Source organism: Clostridium peptidivorans (assembly GCF_900205925.1).
Lineage (GTDB): Bacteria > Bacillota > Clostridia > Clostridiales > Clostridiaceae > Clostridium_AK > Clostridium_AK peptidivorans.
Genome location: NZ_OAOD01000017.1, coordinates 1 through 15926 on the forward strand (window position 1 = coordinate 1; position 15926 = coordinate 15926).

At 32.1% G+C, this 15926-nt stretch carries 16 protein-coding genes and 1 riboswitch; of the genes, 8 read left to right on the forward strand and 8 right to left on the reverse strand.

The features are described 5' to 3' along the window. Positions 1–162 precede the first annotated feature (162 nt). Together CRN98_RS13025 and CRN98_RS13030 are read right to left on the reverse strand one after the other, a co-directional pair. Positions 163–1548: a cell wall-binding repeat-containing protein gene (locus CRN98_RS13025; protein WP_097027864.1), complete on the reverse strand. Its 1386-nt coding sequence runs from the start codon at positions 1546–1548 to the stop codon at positions 163–165. A 176-nt stretch (positions 1549–1724) separates the two neighbouring features. Further along, entirely contained in the window at positions 1725–3104 is a 1380-nt protein-coding gene (locus tag CRN98_RS13030) for a cell wall-binding repeat-containing protein (protein ID WP_097027865.1), read from the reverse strand. Positions 3105–3368: 264 nt separating this feature from the next. Here CRN98_RS13030 and CRN98_RS13035 point away from each other — a divergent pair, with 264 nt between their 5' ends. After that, the gene (locus tag CRN98_RS13035) at positions 3369–4334 is read left to right on the forward strand and encodes a GGDEF domain-containing protein (protein ID WP_179632136.1); all 966 of its coding nucleotides are present in this window, start codon (positions 3369–3371) and stop codon (positions 4332–4334) included. Positions 4335–4428: 94 nt separating this feature from the next. Here CRN98_RS13035 and CRN98_RS13040 read toward each other — a convergent pair whose 3' ends face one another. Further along, positions 4429–5415: a YkvA family protein gene (locus CRN98_RS13040; protein WP_097027867.1), complete on the reverse strand. Its 987-nt coding sequence runs from the start codon at positions 5413–5415 to the stop codon at positions 4429–4431. A 240-nt stretch (positions 5416–5655) separates the two neighbouring features. Here CRN98_RS13040 and CRN98_RS13045 point away from each other — a divergent pair, with 240 nt between their 5' ends. Then, positions 5656–7416 carry an ATP-dependent metallopeptidase FtsH/Yme1/Tma family protein gene (locus CRN98_RS13045; protein WP_097027868.1) on the forward strand — a complete coding sequence of 587 codons (1761 nt, stop codon included), beginning with the start codon at positions 5656–5658 and terminating at the stop codon, positions 7414–7416. Positions 7417–7765: 349 nt separating this feature from the next. Here the strand turns inward: CRN98_RS13045 and CRN98_RS13050 are convergent, their stop codons facing one another. The 4 genes from CRN98_RS13050 to CRN98_RS13065 form a co-directional block, all read right to left on the reverse strand. Further along, positions 7766–8266 carry a GNAT family N-acetyltransferase gene (locus CRN98_RS13050; RefSeq protein ID WP_097027869.1) on the reverse strand — a complete coding sequence of 167 codons (501 nt, stop codon included), beginning with the start codon at positions 8264–8266 and terminating at the stop codon, positions 7766–7768. A 114-nt stretch (positions 8267–8380) separates the two neighbouring features. Beyond that, positions 8381–8773 (reverse strand): hypothetical protein, encoded by a 393-nt coding sequence (locus CRN98_RS13055; RefSeq protein ID WP_097027870.1) that lies wholly within the window; start codon positions 8771–8773, stop codon positions 8381–8383. 138 nt (positions 8774–8911) lie between these two features. After that, complete coding sequence (gene aroE, locus CRN98_RS13060) at positions 8912–9748, reverse strand: shikimate dehydrogenase (RefSeq protein WP_097027871.1); 837 nt, start codon at positions 9746–9748, stop codon at positions 8912–8914. Positions 9749–9913: 165 nt separating this feature from the next. Next, on the reverse strand, positions 9914–10621 hold the full coding sequence (locus tag CRN98_RS13065; protein WP_097027872.1) for a TMEM165/GDT1 family protein: 708 nt from the start codon (positions 10619–10621) through the stop codon (positions 9914–9916). Between the two features lie 84 nt (positions 10622–10705). Beyond that, a riboswitch (yybP-ykoY riboswitch) is annotated at positions 10706–10869 on the reverse strand. A 250-nt stretch (positions 10870–11119) separates the two neighbouring features. On the opposite strand from CRN98_RS13065, the gene CRN98_RS13070 reads away from it, so the two are divergent. The 6 genes from CRN98_RS13070 to CRN98_RS13095 are packed head-to-tail and all read left to right on the forward strand — an operon-like array spanning position 11120 to position 14319. Then, complete coding sequence (locus CRN98_RS13070) at positions 11120–11326, forward strand: DUF1657 domain-containing protein (protein WP_097027873.1); 207 nt, start codon at positions 11120–11122, stop codon at positions 11324–11326. A 13-nt stretch (positions 11327–11339) separates the two neighbouring features. Continuing rightward, the gene (locus CRN98_RS13075; protein WP_097027874.1) at positions 11340–12200 is read left to right on the forward strand and encodes a DUF421 domain-containing protein; all 861 of its coding nucleotides are present in this window, start codon (positions 11340–11342) and stop codon (positions 12198–12200) included. 26 nt (positions 12201–12226) lie between these two features. Beyond that, complete coding sequence (spoVAC, locus tag CRN98_RS13080) at positions 12227–12706, forward strand: stage V sporulation protein AC (RefSeq protein WP_097027875.1); 480 nt, start codon at positions 12227–12229, stop codon at positions 12704–12706. Beyond that, positions 12707–13708 (forward strand): stage V sporulation protein AD, encoded by a 1002-nt coding sequence (spoVAD, locus tag CRN98_RS13085; RefSeq protein WP_097027876.1) that lies wholly within the window; start codon positions 12707–12709, stop codon positions 13706–13708. A gap of 15 nt (positions 13709–13723) precedes the next feature. Beyond that, on the forward strand, positions 13724–14077 hold the full coding sequence (gene spoVAE / locus CRN98_RS13090; RefSeq protein WP_097027877.1) for a stage V sporulation protein AE: 354 nt from the start codon (positions 13724–13726) through the stop codon (positions 14075–14077). Positions 14078–14112: 35 nt separating this feature from the next. Then, positions 14113–14319: a DUF1657 domain-containing protein gene (locus CRN98_RS13095; protein ID WP_097027878.1), complete on the forward strand. Its 207-nt coding sequence runs from the start codon at positions 14113–14115 to the stop codon at positions 14317–14319. Positions 14320–14779: 460 nt separating this feature from the next. Here CRN98_RS13095 and CRN98_RS13100 read toward each other — a convergent pair whose 3' ends face one another. Then, complete coding sequence (locus CRN98_RS13100) at positions 14780–15787, reverse strand: rhomboid family intramembrane serine protease (RefSeq protein ID WP_097027879.1); 1008 nt, start codon at positions 15785–15787, stop codon at positions 14780–14782. Positions 15788–15926: the final 139 nt, after the last annotated feature.

The following is a 15926-nucleotide window of genomic DNA, read 5'->3' on the forward strand; positions in this document are numbered from 1 at the left end:
AAATGTCGTTAAGAACCTTCTACTGTCTGACCAAAGGGAGTTTAGAAGGTTTAGATATTTTAATTTCAGAAATATTAGACCTTTTTTGCGAAACGAACGCTTTCTTAAATGCAAATTCCATGCGGGAGGTTCAACATTAAAAATGTCACATTTTTTCTATTATTATTCTATAGATTCAGAAGAATAAACTTTCCACTGTCCATTTACTTTTTTCAAAGTAATGTCTACTTGATATGTTTCTTCATCTGTAATATTTTCTCCTGTTTCTGGATCTTTGTATGTTATTTTATCATTTTCCATCACTTTAACTTTTGCTTCTTTAGCATTCATTGATATCATATCTATGGACTCATAAATTGCTTCTATATCTACTTGTTCTTGAATCAAATCCGCAAAAAATTCTGCATATACTTCCCTAGTTTCTTTATATCCTGGAGCATTTGGATCTATCTGCGCCATATACTTTTCAATATCTTTAAGTTTTACTGCTTCAGCAATGTTATTAAGAACTGCTTTTATATCCTCAAACTCTTTATTTATATCCATTACTACAAATTGTTCTACATTATTACTAAGCGAACCTGTTCCACCTAATAAATAATAATTTTCAAGTTCCTTCTTATCAAATTCTAACTGCTGTTTATATAAATTAGCTTCATCTGCAAGCACCATTGGAGCATTTAACTTAACTGCCAACTGGCTTCCTGATAATGCATCTGCAAATCCCTTACCTGATGCTAGTACAATATTTTTTGTATCTAAATTAAACTCTTTGAATATACTCATTGAAGTTTCATATCTAGTACTTCCACCTAATCTAACTATTTCTACTGAAGGAAGTATAGCCTTAATCTCATTTACAACTGCTGGCTTAACTACTGCTTCTCCACCAACTACATATACCTTAGATGGCTTTATTTTAGTTAACTGGTTTTTAATTAAATCTGGAAGTTTATCCGCATTTGTAAGAAGCATTGGATAGTCCTTTATTGCAGCAACTCCTGAAGCACTTAGTGCATCTGCATAGCCTAAAGCATTTGATATAAACACTGGAGTTCCTTCTGCAACATCTAATTCATTTATAATAGCATTATTTGTTTCTATTCTACCTTTACCAAAGATTCTTGTAACCTTATATCCCTTAGCTGTAAGTGCATTTTCTGTATCTTTACTTACAACGCCTTCTCCGCCAATTATATAAACATTTCCTTCAGACTTTAGTTTACTTGATATGTACGCTATTGCCTCGCTGCTGCTTTTTAAATCTCCTGCAAGAAGAAGTGGCGCATTTAACTTTTTAGCAAAGGTACTAGCACTTAATCCATCTGCAAAACCAAACCCAGATGTGATTACTACATTTTCTAGTTCACCAAATCCTATTTTCTCTGCTATGGCTCTTGATGTCTTAAATCTATCTAAGCCTTGCACCCTTATAGCAGTTTTAGTTGGCTGTGTTGCAGCTTGTACACTTACTGGGTTAAATCCTTGAGAAAGTGTAAGAGCTAGGAATGTTGATAACATTAATTTTGAGACTTTTTTTAAATTCATTTGTTTCCCTCCAGATTATATCATTCTATAAATAATTCCATTTCTATTCCCATTTTATATTAAATCTTTATTAAAATCTATTGGATAGTAATGGTTACCATTCCATTTATACACATCAACATATTTACCATCTAATAAAAAGAATTCTGTTGAAATTTTGTATCACAAAATTTCTTCTATTCTTCCACCAATTCACTTTCATAGAACATCCATTTCCCATTTATTCTCTTTAAATGGTAAATTCCTTTGGCTTCTACATTTTCTTTATACTCTTCAGATGGTATTTCTATTAATGCATTTTCTGTTACTTCCACTATTGCTTCTTTATAGTTTATTTCAGTTATTTTAAGATTTTCATAACTTACAGAGATGTTTATGCCACTTTCAACAAGTTCCTTAAACATCTCTGCATACATCATCTTAGCTTCGGCATATGCTGGAGAATTAGGATCAATAACTGACATATACTTATTTACATCTTTATTTTTTACTGCTTGTGCAAGCACATCAAACATTGCTGATATTTCTATATATTGTTTTTCTGAATCGAAATCTATAACAAATTCTAAACTATCACTAAGGGAACCTTTTCCTCCTAATAAATAGTAGTTTTCCATTCCCTTTGCCTCAAATTTATCATACTGAGCATCTAAGTTGGACTCATCTGCAAGAACCATTGGAGCATTTAACTTAGCAGCTAATTGGCTTCCAGACAGTGCATCTGCAAATCCCTTACCTGATGCTAGTACAATATTTTTAGTATCTAAATTAAATTCATTAAATATGCTCATTGAAGTTTCATATCTAGTACTTCCACCTAGTCTAACTATTTCTACTGAAGGAAGTATAGCCTTAATTTCATTTACAACTGCTGGCTTAACCACGCCTTCTCCACCAACTACATATACCTTAGATGGCTTTATTTTGGTTAACTGGTTTTTAATTAAATCTGGTAATTTATCCGCATTTGTAAGAAGCATTGGATATTCTTTTATTGCAGCAATTCCTGAAGCACTTAGTGCATCTGCATAGCCTAAAGCATTTGATATAAATACTGGAGTTCCTTCTTGAGCCTCTAATTTATTTATAATAGCATCATTTGTTTCTATTCTGCCCTTACCAAAAATTCTTGTAACCTTATATCCCTTACTTGTAAGTGCATTTTCTGTATCCTTACTTACGACCCCTTCTCCTCCAATGATATAAACGTTTCCTTGGGGCTTTAATTTACTTGATATGTACGCTATTGCCTCACTGCTGCTTTTTAAATCTCCTGCAAGAAGTAGTGGTGCATTTAGCTTTTTAGCAAGTGTACTAGCACTTAATCCATCTGCAAAACCAAATCCAGATGTGATTACCACATTATCTAGTTCACCAAACCCTATTTCCTCTGCTATGGCTCTTGATGTCTTAAACCTGTCTAGCCCTTGAACTCTTTTAACATTATTTGCTTGATCTACTGTTTCAGCTTGTACACTTATTGGGTTAAACCCTTGTGAAAGTGTAAGAACGAGGATTGTTGATAACATTAATTTTGAGACTTTTTTTAAATTCATTTGTTTCCCTCCAGGTTATATTATTCTATAAATAATTCCATTTCTGCTTCCATTTTATATTAAATTTTTATTAAAATCTATTGGATAGTAATGGGTATTATTCTATTTATATGCATCACCGTATTTATCATCTAAATAAAGATAATTCTGTTGAAATTTTGTATCACAAAATTTCCTTTATCTAATATAAAAAATTTTTGGTTTATAATTTCCGTTATATACATACTATAATATAAAAATACTACTTTAAAAGGTGAGTTTATGATGTTTATTAAAAATAAAAATCTTATGATTACATTAATTTTTAATATGTTATTATCCATGGGATTTATTGGCGTACTGCTATATTTACTTTTAGTTGGAAGATCTAATCACTTCTTAGGGTTAGACTGGGCAGAAGAAATTAACTATGAACTTATTATCATCAGAGCATCAATTGCAAATATATTGCAACTTACTCTTTTATTTATGAAGCGTATTTGTCAAACGCATAAGAACTTAAAAAAGAACTTTATGTTAAATTCCATAGCCATTGTAACTTATCTATATTTAATGACACTTGCAAGCCTCATAATAAAATTCTTTAATATATCTGCACTTATAAACAAAATAATAATCTTCTTAAATGTAATTGGATTTTTTATCATGCTTTACTATATATATATTATTTTAAGAACCTTTGAACTTCTTCATACTCGCTTAGAAAATGAAGAAACACTTACTAAGCATTTATATAAGCTATCTTATACAGATAAATTAACAGGACTGGTAAATAGATATTACTTATTGTCCTTATTTGAAGATTATTTAAATAAATATGATAAAAATAACTTTATGCTGGGAGTGCTATTTTTAGATTTAGATGGATTTAAACCTGTAAACGATAATTTTGGACATGATGTAGGTGATAAAGTTCTTAAAGAAATAAGTAATCGTCTTATAAAATGCACCAGAAATATTGATACTGTGGCAAGAATAGGTGGAGATGAGTTTGTTATTTTAATACCTAATATAGCTGATGATATAATACTTAAAATAATTGCTTCACGTGTTATTGAAGTGATAAATGAAAAAATATGTATTAATAATCATGAGTTTACCATTGGAGTGAGTATAGGTATTTCAATTTACTCCAAAGATGGGCTTGAAATAGACGAGTTAATCAAAAAAGCCGACATTGCAATGTATAGAGTGAAAAAAGCCGAAAAAAACGGGTACGGGTTTTATTAATGACTAATTTATGGTAAATATATAGGGAAATTGCAGTGCAATTCCCCTATATTTCCCCGGCAATTTTTTACTTTTATCGGGTAATATTCTATATTTAATCGTTGTTTTTCTCCACATCTTTATGAGTAATTTCAACCCTTTTCCCCATTTTTTCCATACCCTTCTTTATATATGCACCAAGCTTATTTACCTTATCTGCACCAACGTAGTTTGCTATTGTCTTTACTCCTTTTTTTACAATAAGAATTATATCTCCTTTTCCCTGCCAATTTTCTAATATTATTTCCTCAGGAACTTCATTTAATATAGTGTTTAATCCATAAAAGGCTATTGCTATATCATCTATTTGACCTATAAGAGGTATAAAATCTGGTAGTATATCAATTGGAATTGCTAAATATCCTGCCACCGCAGCAGCCTTTGCCTTAGTTTTAGAATCAACTCTTGGATCTTTGAAAAGTCTCCATAAAAGTGCTGCTATATCTGGAACTAACATTGCATATTCCTTAATGCCTTCATATTTATTAGGTATCTTAACATCTACAGCTGCTCTAAATTTAGTATAGGAATCCTGAGCAGTTTTCCTGTCTATCTCATAAACTATCTTTACTTCTTGAGGCTTTAACGTTTCCTTATCCTTAGAATAAACTAAGTCTTCTACATCAGCTACTATTTCTCCCTGAACAAGTGATATATTTTTCACCTTCATATTTACATTAGGTATAAGTTTTATTATGGTATCAAGATCCACAGTAATTACGTCACCCTCAACTTCAACACCATATGCCTCAGTCTTTTTTCCTACCTGCTTTAATATGATATTTTTTATACCAGCAAATACTCCAATTTTCGCAACCTTAACGTCAAAAATCTTTACCTTAACCTTATTGTCTATTATATTTCCAAGTCCAACTACTGCGGTAAATGGAATCTCTACCCCCTTTTTATAGCTTCCGTAGATATTTATAAGTTCTCCTACCTCTAAATTATTAAATTTTAATCCTTCTAAATCAATGAACTCATTTAATCCCTTTAATATCTCTTCCCCATGAAGAGTAAGCTTTACTGAACTCACTTTCATATTAATCAACTCCCTATCTTTAGATTAATTATTTAGCTTCTATAAAATTAATTCTTACATTAAAATCATTTCTATAATAAAGATTATACCCTAAATAGAAATTTCTGCAATTACTAAGAAATCTTCCATAAATTACTTTAGCAAAAATTATGAGATTTATTAGACAATATCAAATAGCTATTATAGAATAATAAATGTTCGATGGCTCCAAACTATAATTGAAATATCGGAGGTATCTTAATGAATAGGATGAAGAAAAAAACTTTTTTATTACCGTTAATAACTGCTGCACTATCTTTAGTGCTACTTATAGCATCTCAAATTGCTTTTAAAACTACTGAAAATAAATCTTACGTAAACTTTTTAAAGGATTTAAACTCTCATAAAATAAGCAAAGTTTATTTATCCCCTGATCCTCAGCTTAAGGTTGTATTAAACGATGGAACATCTTATGAAACAGACAACCCGCGTATAGATACATTTAAGGAAGTACTATTAAAAGAAGGCGTTAAAGTTCTAGAGTATTCTGAAGCAGAAAGAAGCTCTGTAATATTTGGTTCAGCTTTTTTAGTATCAATTATATCTTTAGTGTTTGTAATGGCTAAAAACTCCAATTTATCAAATAAGGGATTACTTGGTGTGGATAAGCTTGAAACTTCAGCTCTTGAAGATACATCTTTCACCTTTGAAAATGTTGCAGGAAATGAAGAAGCAAAAGAAAGCGTTAAAGATGTAGTGGATTTCTTAAAAAATCCTGAAAAATATGCAGCTTATGGTGCTAGAATGCCTAAGGGCGTTATACTTTACGGGGATCCAGGTACAGGTAAAACATTGCTTGCAAAGGCTGTTGCTGGAGAAGCGGGAGTTCCTTTTTATGCAATGTCAGGTTCTGACTTCGTTCAAGTTTATGTAGGTGTTGGTGCAAGTAGAGTTAGACAATTATTTAAGAAAGCAAGACAAAATGGTAAAGCCGTAATATTTATAGATGAAATAGATGCAATAGGTAAGAAAAGAGATGGTGGAAAAGCTGGTGGCTCTGATGAAAAAGATCAAACATTAAATGCACTGCTTACTGAAATGTCAGGTTTTAATGAAAAAGAAGGCATAATCATCATGGCAGCCACAAATAGACTAGACATATTAGATGAGGCACTTTTAAGACCAGGTAGATTTGATAGACACATAGAAATTATGCTACCAGATATATCTGCTCGTGAAAAAATATTAAATCTTCATTTAAAAAATAAACCAGTTGGAGATATTACTGTGCATGAATGGGCACAAAAGACATCTGGCTTTTCTGGGGCTAAAATTGAAAGTCTTGTAAATGAAGCTGCAATACTTGCTTGTAAAGATGAAGCAAAATCAATTGAAAATCTTCACATGGATAAAGCATTTTCAATAGTTATAGCAGGACATGAGAAACAAGACAGAGATTATATAACTGAAAAGGACAGAAAAGTTACAGCTTATCACGAAACAGGACATGCTCTTGTAGGACTTAAGATGCTTCCTAATGAAAAAGTATCTAAGATAACAATAATCCCAAGCACAAAGGGTGCCGGTGGATACACTATGACAATTCCTGAGGACAAGCTATATCAAGATAAATCTTATTTAAAGAGAAGAATAATGATGCTTCTTGGTGGACGTGCTGCCGAGGAAATAATATTTGGTGAAGACAACATTACAACAGGAGCTAGCCACGACTTAAAACAATGTACAAACATTGCTTATCACATGCTTGGTGCTTATGGTATGGGAAAATCCTTAGGTCTTTTAAGCATGGAAGTTCTAGGACAAGATAACCCAAAACAAGCGGATTTAATTAACGAATGTAAAGAGTTAATTGACTCACTATATGAAGAAACAAAAGCTCTTTTATTAAGAGAAAAGGACCTTTTAGAAGCTATAACACAGGAGCTTCTAGAAAAAGAAACTATTCATAACGAAAAACTTATGGAAATAGTGAATAAACAGGAATTAGAGCCTATCGCTTAATTAAGGAAATTTCACTTAGGTGAAATTTCTTCCTTCAGTCAGTTATCTAAGTAATATTTTTAATGTTGAATATATAAGTATGGAATTTGCATTGTAGAAAGCATTGAACAAGCACTAAAAGCTCTTTATTTCTGACTTTAAAATACCGTTAAGAACATTCTATTGTCTGAGCGTAGCGAGTTTAGAAGGTTTAGGTGTTTTAAAAAGCAGAAATATTAGAGCTTTTTTGTGAAGTGAACGGTTGCATGATTTATAGAAATCTCTGATTTCGTTATAAATCAGCACATCTCAGACTACTGAGATGTTTCATTAATTATGCAAATTCCATACTTGGGATTCAATATTAAACTTACCCTATTCCAACTACTTTACTTCTTCGTTCCATTAAAACTACGTCATGCCATATTCCATCACTAGCCTTAGCTATCTTTTCTCTTATACCTATTTCTCTAAAGCCGCACTTTTTGTGCAGTGATATACTTGTGCTGTTTTCTCTTATAATTGAAGAATATAAAGTCCAAAAGCCGTTTTCCTCTGATAGTTTAATTAGATTCTGAAGGAGAGCTGTTCCTACACCTTGTCCCTTATACTTTTCTCCTATATAAATACTGACTTCAACTACTCCTCTATAACAATATCTACTTGAGGTTGGACTTAACGCTACCCATCCTAATATATCGTTTTGTGAGCGTGCAACCAATCTACATGAATTAATATGACCATTATTCCATTCTTCCCAAGTAGGTGCTTCTGTCTGAAATGTTGCTATCTTTGTATTTATTCCTTCTAAATAAATATTCTTCACCTGTTCCCAATCAGATGATTTCATTTCTTCAATTTTGTATTCCATGCACTATACCCCCATTATTTTTTATCAAGCTTAATTACAAACCCCATGCTTTGTTTGACTCTTTCCAAGCTAGATTAGGTAAACCCCTTACTGTCTTTTCTAATTCACTTTCCCCTAAGTCCTTTTAGAAAATTCTGTCTTGCATCTTGAGCAGGTAATGGTGACTTTCCCCTTTCCCTTTGGTACACGAAGTTTTAATTTACAATTCGGGCATTTAAAAATACGATGTGTCTTCATGGATTTCACTTCATTAGATTTATTTCTGAATTTATAGGACACCTTATTCCACCATTGTAAAAATATCATATTTTCTTTTCGTCGTTTTATAACATCACGAGATAATATTCTAAATAGACATACTCCCCACAAAACATAGCCAATAATCATTAGCTCTTTAATCCCTGTAAAAGTAACTAGCATAGAAATCACAAAATAGGCTATTATTAAAGCTATACATATCTGATCTACACCATTTCGTCCAATCATAAAATTTCTTAACCACTTCATCTTTTTTTGCTCCTTTTAAAAATATATTTTATTGAAATTCTGCATCAAGTGATTCTTAGACTCAGGTGGAGTTTGCTTATGAAGAATACTTATCTCCAGCTGAGTCTTAGAAGAACTTATCCAGGGGCGTATCATCCGTTATCTCCCACCTAAGAGGATGGGAGTATTACGGATGGTTGCCATCGGATAAATTTTATCCACAGTTTCTTTATTAACTTTTACACTATTCCACAGTTCCTGTGCCTTTATCGCCTGCCCTACTAACATATATAATCCATTTATTCCTTGTATCCCTTGTTCTCTTGCATATTTTAATAATAAAGTTTCCCCTGGGTTATAAATTAAGTCAACAACTGAAGCAAACTTTGAAACATCCTCTTTACTTAAAGGAGAGTTTTCTACATTAGGGTACATTCCTACTGGAGTACAATTAATCACTATATCTTGACTTTTCAAAGATTTAATTTTGTCATAGCTTATAGCTTTAAATTTATTAAACTTTTTCTTACATTCCTCTTCATTTCTCGTTGCAAAAATAACCTCATTGACACCATTATCTAAAAGGAACTGAAGTACGGCCTTAGAAGCTCCACCTGAACCTAAAATAACTGCATTCTTTCCTTTTACTTTCACATTAAATTTATCCAGCATCATTCCAAAGCCATAATAATCTGTATTATATCCTATTGCTTTTCCATCCTTAAAACAAATTGTATTAATTGCCCCTATGTTCTTGCCTTCTGATGATAACTCATCTAAATATTTTATTGCATCAACCTTATAAGGAATGGTCACATTTACCCCTTTTACTTTAAGAGCTTTAAATCCTAAGATTGCACATTGTAACTCTAGTTTATCCACTTCAAACAAGTGGTAATATCCATCTATATCTAGTTCTTTAAATATTAATGAATGTATTTGCGGCGAAAAACTATGCCCAAGCTTTTCTCCTAACAATCCATACAATCTTTTCATAGTACAATCCTCTTTCTCATATTTTAATTTTACTTGTAATTATATCATAACTTGAGAAAATGTATATTCTAATGAAAAATAAAAGAAAATTGCATTGCAATTTCCTTTTATAAAATCAACTCATCTAATCTCTCTTATGTATTTTTAAATACATCTCTGCATATTTTATTTTGCCTCACTTTTTGACTTGCTTTTTTCTGGTGAGACTATGTTACAAACCTCATCATGATATGCAAATTTAACTCCTGCTAAATATATTAGTACTGCTATTATTATAAGATATAAAATTACATATGCTGCATTTAGCATACTTGTAGGAACTGCACCATACAGTGTTAAAGTTCCAAAGAACATAAATATGATTCCAGCTATCCATTTTATGTATACCTCTGGTATATGCTTACACATCCATGCTCCACCTATAATTCCTATACTGTCTGCAATCATCATACCAACGGTTGTTCCCATGAGTATATTAATTGGTTGTTGATATTGTGCTGCAATAGATACAGTCATAAGCTGAGTCTTATCACCCATTTCTGCTAGAAAAAATGCTATGGCTACGGTAACAACTGGGCCAAATTTAGCTTTTTTCTCATTTTCATCATCAATTTTATCTCCTCTTAAAGTCCAAAGACCAAAGATTAAAAATGATATTGCTGCAACAATTTTCACAGTATTCATTGGTATAAAAGCACTTAAGTAGCTTCCTACTGCTACAGCAAGAGCATGATTAAAAATAGTAGCAATAAATACTCCTATAAGCACCTGCTTTGCCTTGTATTTACTTGCCATAGCCATTGCTAGAAGCTGAGTTTTATCACCCATTTCTGCTACCACTACAAACAATAATGCTTTGATAAATGCTGTCATTATTATGACCTCCTCTTTAAATTAAAATATAAAAAATTAAAGACCTTCAGCACAACGCTCATCTATCTGTTGAAAATCTTTTTTAGCATAATTTATTACACTAAAAAAGACTTTCAACACAACGACAAATAAGCCATTGTGCTAAAAGTCTCACTTGACTAAAATAAGCCACGATAAAGCCAGACTCAAGAGTCAGTATGTTGACTTTATCACCCTAAGATGGGCAGCTACTCCCTTTTAACATTAAAGTTTTTTCTTTATTAATTTATTTTTATGTTATCACAAATATAATAATTAATCAATGTTAATAATTTTAGTTATTACCTATTATTCATTTGCTCTTTGCCATTTGCCACGTGGGTGGCACTTTTTAAAAAATTTTACTGAAAAACTAATATTTTTTGCTGATACTGATAATAATAAATTGGCAACCTTTTAATATATTCACAAAAGTTAATAATTGTTTAATATAAATGACATACTAAGGAGGGAATAAAAGTGACTGTTGCTTCAAAGGTAAAACAAACACTTGCTAATTTAAAGGGAATTGAAAGTACTCTTAGGATTTATTCACTACAAAGTAGAAATGATGAAGAAAAAAATGTTTATAAAGAAGCACTAAAAGATGCAGAATCCGTAATTTGTGATATGGAAAATAGAATTAAAACATTAGAATTTGAAGAACCACAATATAAAGGTAATTAAGTGAGGGATATATATGCAAGCTTGGTTTATAGTACTTTTGAGAACTATAGTTTTATTTTTTTTAACTTTAGGCATAACTAAAATTGTAGGAAATGAAAATTTATCAAAATCTTCTCCTTTTAAAGTTATAAGTTACATATTTATATCTATAATAGCGGTTTTGATTTCTTTAGGTTTAGTGCCAAACATTGCTTTTGCATTTGTTTCCTTAGCAAGCTGGATCTTACTCTTACTTGCACTAGATTATTTATCATTAAAAAGTAAAAATGTTCATGATTTTATAAATGGAAGAGAAACCATTCTAATGAAAGATGGCAAGGTCCTTGAAAATAATTTAATGCAAGTAAAGTTTACAGGTGATGAGCTTTTAAGAGAATTACGTTCAAAGAATGCCTTTAACCTAGCTGATGTGGAATTTGCAGTTATGGAAACTACGGGAGATGTAAATGTGTTATTAAAATCCGATAAAAAACCTGTAACTCCTCATGACTTACACCAAAAGGTCAATCCCACTTCTGAACCTGAAACTGTAATACTGGATGGAAATATTATTGACGAAGGCTTGAAAAATATAGGGCTTAATCGCCAGTGGTTAAAGGTACAATTATCAAGTTCTGGAGTGTCCTTAGATAATGTATTTATTGCACAGGCAGATTCTTCTGGTGATTTGTATATAGATCTTTTTATGGACTCTATAGATGTACCACAGGCTAAAGTTAAGGAATTACTCTATGCAAGTATTGCAAAAACTCAAGCCGACTTACTTTCATTTTCTTTAGAAGTAAATAACCCAGAGGTTAAAAAGATGTATTCTAATAATGCAAATAGATTAAAAAAGGTTATGGATAAATTAGAACCCTATCTAATGCGTTAGATAAATTTTATTGGAAGGTGATTTTTGTGTCTAACAAAAAAAAGAAAGAATTAACTCCTACTCAGCAGGAATATCAAGACTTTGCAAAGGATAGAGAACCAAAGCGTCCTGTGTTTAAAAACTGTATAAGAGCCTTTTTATCTGGAGGTCTTATATGTGTCATAGGGCAGCTTTTACAGTTCTTTTTTATTAAATACTTTAACTTTACCCCTGAAACTGCAGGCAATCCTACTTCTGCAGTACTCATAATAGTCTCAATTGCTCTTACAGGCTTTGGGGTTTTTGACCACATTGCACAATGGGCTGGAGCTGGTACTGCCATTCCAATCACTGGTTTTGCAAATACCATGGCATCAGCTGCTATTGAACACAGAACTGAAGGATATGTCTTAGGTGTTGGCGGAAATATGTTTAAACTTGCAGGTTCTGTTATTGTATTTGGAACATTTTCTGCCTTTGTAGTAGCTATTATAAAACTAACTATTCAATGGCTGGGGGCGATGTAAATGCTTAAAGGTAATCAATCATGGATTTTCAAATCAAAACCAGTAATTATATCTTCTGCTGCTGTAGGTGGCCCCTTTGAAGCACAAGGAAACCTAGCTGATGACTTTGATATACTTCATGAGGATACATGGATTGGCCAAGATAGTTTTGAAAAGGCAGAAAAAACGCTTTTACAAGAAGCCGCTGAAACTGCAATTCACAAAGCCAATATGAAAAAAGAAGATATTCAATTTTTCCTAAGTGGTGACCTAATGAATCAAATAATTTCAAGCAGTTTTGCAGCTAGAAGTCTTGGTATACCTTATCTTGGACTATTTGGAGCGTGTTCAAGTGCTATAGAGGGTTTAGCTATAGGTTCTCAGCTTGTTGATAGTGGTGCTGCTAATTATATAATTGCTGCTGCCTCAAGCCACAATGTGGCTGCTGAAAAGCTTTTTAGATATCCTACAGAATATGGAGCACAAAAACCTCCAACTGCTCAGTGGACAGTAACTGGTGCTGGAGCAGGACTCGTAGCTTCAAAGGGTAAAGGCCCTAAAGTAACTTCAGCTACCATTGGCCATGTAGTTGATATGGGAATTACAGATCCATATAACATGGGAGCAGCTATGGCCCCTGCTGCAGTAGATACAATTGAATCACATTTTAGAGATTTAAATATAGATCCAACTTATTATGATTTAATTGCCACAGGAGATTTAGGTAGAGTTGGACATCAAATATGTGCTGATTTATTAACTAAACATGGATTAATAATTCCTAAAAAGACCTTTACTGATTGTGGCCTTTTAATTTATAAAGAAGATCAACCAGTATTTGCTGGAGCTAGTGGTTGCGCTTGCTCAGCAACAGTATTGCATGGCCATTTATTAAACCGTATGAAAAAGGGAGAGCTTAAGAGGATATTGATTATTGGTACTGGGGCACTTTTATCTCCTCTATCCTATCAACAAAAGGAAAGTATCCCTTGCATAGCTCATGCAGTATCTATAGAAATGTAAAAGAGGTGCAAACATATGGATAAAATTTTCTGGGCATTTATTGTAGGTGGTGGAATATGCGTTTTAGGACAAATAATGATGGATGTATTTAAGCTTACTCCTGCCCATACAACAAGTACAATGGTAGTTATAGGAGCTATACTTGGAGGTCTCGGATGGTATGATCCAATAGTAAAATTTGCAGGTGCCGGAGCTTCTACTCCAATAATGAGTTTTGGAAATTCCTTGGTTAAAGGAGCATTAGCAGAAGCAGAAATAACTGGATTTATCGGAGTGCTTACGGGAATTTTTGAAATAACTAGTGCAGGAATTTCCGCTGCCATAATATTTGCATTTTTGGCATCACTTATATTCAAACCAAAAGGCTAAATTCAATTAACTATCAATGAAAGGAGGTGATTAATATGACAGTTGGAACTCAAATGCAACAGGCTATTGCTGGTATTCAAAGTGCTTCAGCAACTATGAAGACTTTTGCACTAGAAACTGACGATACTAAGGCAAAAAAAGACTTTCAAAATATAGCTCAAAACCTTGATACTGCTCTTCAAACGTTACAACAAAGACAGCAATACATAGAGCAGCAAGAGCCACAATACAAACAACAGTAATAATAATTAGTATATAATGAAAAAGACATTTTAGAGTAAAACTAAAATGTCTTTTTCATTATAAATATATTACATTTACCAAGGTATTAAAGAACTTAAATCCATCGCTAGCTCTTTCAAGCCATGGCCATACCATGGAAGTTGAAAAACTCTCGAATCATTTAGCAGTTTAACTAACTACACTTTTAATGTTGAATTGCGTATGAGATTTGCATTGTAGAAAGCATTGAATAAACTTTAAAACGGCTTTATTTCTAAATTTAAAATAGCGTATAGAGCCTTCTATTGTCTGAGCAAAGCGAGTTTAGAAGGCTTAGGTATTTTAAATTTAGAAATATTAGCCGTTTTTAGTGAAATGAACTGATTGACTGCATGATTTATAGAAATCTTTGATTTCGTTATAAATCAGCACATCTCAGCCATTGAGATGTTTCCTAATCCAAATACAATCAATTCAACATTAAACGTGTTTGTAAAGTATCAGCGACATTACAAATCCTCCAATTAATCCACCAATATGTCCAAAGTTATCCACATTAGCCATGGAAAAACCTATAATTAAGTTCACAACTATAACAGACATAATATTATTTATAAATGTTCTTCCCACTTTGTCTTCAGATTTAACAGCAAATACCAAGGATGCTCCCAAAAGACCAAATATGGCACCAGATGCTCCTACAGAAATGCTAGTAGAAAAAATGTAGCTTAAATAAGAAGAAGTTATGGCTGCTACAAAATATATAATTAAATACTTAACCTTTCCAAATACCCTTTCAACAAGTGGTCCTAGTGCATTTAAAGCATACATATTAAAACCTATATGTATTAATCCCCCATGTAAGAAAGCTGCTGTAATAAGTCTATAGTACTGCCCCTTATCTATTAAAGTATTAACCTTTGCTCCTAAAAACACCAAAACTCCTGTATTGCTATCTATAATATTTCCTGATAGAAATGCAGTAATTAAATACATAATCACATTTAATCCTATCAATATATATGTGATTATAGGCTTTTCTTCTTTTTCCTTCTCTTCATCTTGTACGATATTCCCTCTATTTAGATAGTAAGAAATTGTTTGTAAAATTTCTTCCTCATATTCTGTATAAAAAGGGATAGTATTACTTTGTAAATCCACAGCTATATAGTTACCACCATTTAGTAAATTACTATTAGCTTCATCCATTGTTTTTCTAACTGCTATCTCCCCATCTATTAGATATATCCTAGTAATTTTCACAAAGGAGCTATTGGTATTTTTGCTGAAGTTATACTTAACCCAATTATCATCAGATACACTATAGCTTTCCCTGCAAAATACTACTCCCCTTAGATCACCCTCCTGACCTTCCTTTAAAAGTGCCCAAGGTGATGCAATACCTTCGCTATCACTTTCAAGCTCCATTAGAGTGTATCCTAAATGCTTTGTTAAAACTTCTATAATATATGTTATAAATTCATTCATTAAACATTCCCCTTTATATAATTGTCAGTTTATCACTAAGAGCTTTAAATTCCTAGTTTTCAATTAGAACTATTATAGCATAGCATTAAATCAAGTACTAGATATAGTTAAACTTCCACATTTTTTAATACATTGATTT

Excerpts from the sequence above, each read along its gene's own strand:
- spoVAE (WP_097027877.1), top strand. The coding sequence starts at position 13,724 with ATGGATAAAATTTTCTGGGCATTTATTGTAGGTGGTGGAATATGCGTT.
- CRN98_RS13055 (WP_097027870.1), bottom strand. The coding sequence starts at position 8,773 with ATGAAGTGGTTAAGAAATTTTATGATTGGACGAAATGGTGTAGATCAG.
- spoVAD (WP_097027876.1), top strand. The coding sequence starts at position 12,707 with ATGCTTAAAGGTAATCAATCATGGATTTTCAAATCAAAACCAGTAATT.
- CRN98_RS13040 (WP_097027867.1), bottom strand. The coding sequence starts at position 5,415 with ATGAAAGTGAGTTCAGTAAAGCTTACTCTTCATGGGGAAGAGATATTA.
- aroE (WP_097027871.1), bottom strand. The coding sequence starts at position 9,748 with ATGAAAAGATTGTATGGATTGTTAGGAGAAAAGCTTGGGCATAGTTTT.
- CRN98_RS13095 (WP_097027878.1), top strand. The coding sequence starts at position 14,113 with ATGACAGTTGGAACTCAAATGCAACAGGCTATTGCTGGTATTCAAAGT.
- CRN98_RS13045 (WP_097027868.1), top strand. The coding sequence starts at position 5,656 with ATGAATAGGATGAAGAAAAAAACTTTTTTATTACCGTTAATAACTGCT.
- CRN98_RS13075 (WP_097027874.1), top strand. The coding sequence starts at position 11,340 with ATGCAAGCTTGGTTTATAGTACTTTTGAGAACTATAGTTTTATTTTTT.
- CRN98_RS13050 (WP_097027869.1), bottom strand. The coding sequence starts at position 8,266 with ATGGAATACAAAATTGAAGAAATGAAATCATCTGATTGGGAACAGGTG.
- CRN98_RS13100 (WP_097027879.1), bottom strand. The coding sequence starts at position 15,787 with ATGAATGAATTTATAACATATATTATAGAAGTTTTAACAAAGCATTTA.
- CRN98_RS13035 (WP_179632136.1), top strand. The coding sequence starts at position 3,369 with ATGTTTATTAAAAATAAAAATCTTATGATTACATTAATTTTTAATATG.
- CRN98_RS13025 (WP_097027864.1), bottom strand. The coding sequence starts at position 1,548 with ATGAATTTAAAAAAAGTCTCAAAATTAATGTTATCAACATTCCTAGCT.
- CRN98_RS13030 (WP_097027865.1), bottom strand. The coding sequence starts at position 3,104 with ATGAATTTAAAAAAAGTCTCAAAATTAATGTTATCAACAATCCTCGTT.
- CRN98_RS13065 (WP_097027872.1), bottom strand. The coding sequence starts at position 10,621 with ATGACAGCATTTATCAAAGCATTATTGTTTGTAGTGGTAGCAGAAATG.